Below are 1,188 nucleotides of genomic sequence, written 5' to 3'. Positions count from 1 at the left end.
ATTTAACGACGACGTTACTCCAAATTAACCAGCGACCGCTTAAAATACTCGACTGGCAAACACCGTATCAGGTTATGCTGACAAATTTGTCCAAAAATTCGGATTAAATTTGCAATCTACCATAAAACAAAATGAAAAATCATGGTATCGAAACACCCCACACCAATCGGCATTTGTATCAATTCGGCTAATTAGTTGTATGGCTTATCCATTATTATGCTTGAAGTATACCTGCCCCGGGTAATCATTTAGCTGCCCTCTTAATGCCAACGACCCCGATATACAGCCAATAGCCTTCGTATAATCGTATAGTAATTAATCCGCACGAGCTATCACAATTGCTCTAATTGCCGCCGTTAGCCCGCGAACATCATCTGTCAAAGACAACGAAGGTACTCCAGATCGTTGCACCACTTGTTCCGGCAAAAAAGGAATATGGATAAATCCTGCTTGCAGTTGTGGAAACTCCGTCGCCCGCAAATGCTGTACCTGATACATAATATGATTGCAGACGTACGTCCCTGCCGTCGTTGAAACATGGCTAGGCAGACCTGCCTGGCGAATTGCCTGGGCCATTGCTTTCACCGGCAACTGGGTAAAATAGGCCGCTGGTCCATTCGGTTGAATTGGCTGATCTACCGGCTGGAAACCAGCATTATCTGGTATCCGCCCGTCATCTAAATTTATCGCAATCCGTTCCGGCGTTAATGCCGATCGGCCACCGGCTTGGCCCACACTTAAGACAACATCTGGCCGTTCAGTTATGATAGCTTGCCGAACGACTTCCGCACAAGTACCAAACACCGTTGGGATTTCCAACGGTACCACCGTCGCTCCAGCAATCGCCGCCGGTAATCGTTTAACCGCTTCGATAGCCGGATTCGTCTTTTCGCCACCAAATGGATCAAAGCCTGTTATCAATAGTTTCATCCATATCCCCACTTTTCTTTGTATTGCCAGTTATTATACGCGTTCTTTTACTCCCCAACTCAAAAAGTCCTCCGCATTGCGAAGGACTTTTTTCTATTCTTTAAACTGAATCCGGACGTAATCCCGATAAATTGGTGGCTCTATGATATTTGGTGTTGATGGATAAAATCCATCGACGCCTTTTTTTCAAAACAAAATAAAAAGGGCATACTGCCCTGTGCTACAATCAAGTCGACGAAAACCAATTGAAAGCGAGTG

At 45.1% G+C, this 1,188-nt stretch carries 1 protein-coding gene and 1 pseudogene; one reads left to right on the top strand and one right to left on the bottom strand.

Annotated features, from left to right (window positions below):
- Positions 1-107 (top strand): annotated as a pseudogene (locus tag ACP4IT_RS12570) (IS30 family transposase); the annotation flags it as partial.
- Positions 108-315: 208 nt separating this feature from the next.
- Here ACP4IT_RS12570 and pcp read toward each other — a convergent pair.
- Positions 316-930: a pyroglutamyl-peptidase I gene (pcp, locus tag ACP4IT_RS12565; protein WP_041815603.1), complete on the bottom strand. Its 615-nt coding sequence runs from the start codon at positions 928-930 to the stop codon at positions 316-318.
- Between the last annotated feature and the right edge of the window lie 258 nt (positions 931-1,188).

Source organism: Levilactobacillus sp. LN180102, assembly GCF_050106635.1.
GTDB classification, from domain to species: Bacteria; Bacillota; Bacilli; order Lactobacillales; family Lactobacillaceae; genus Levilactobacillus; species Levilactobacillus brevis.
The sequence above is the reverse complement of the archived record's forward strand: the minus strand, read 5'-3'. Positions and strand labels throughout refer to the sequence as shown.

Bases quoted from the DNA above. Each gene is read 5' to 3' on its own strand.
- pcp (WP_041815603.1), bottom strand. From the start codon at position 930: ATGAAACTATTGATAACAGGCTTTGATCCATTTGGTGGCGAAAAGACG.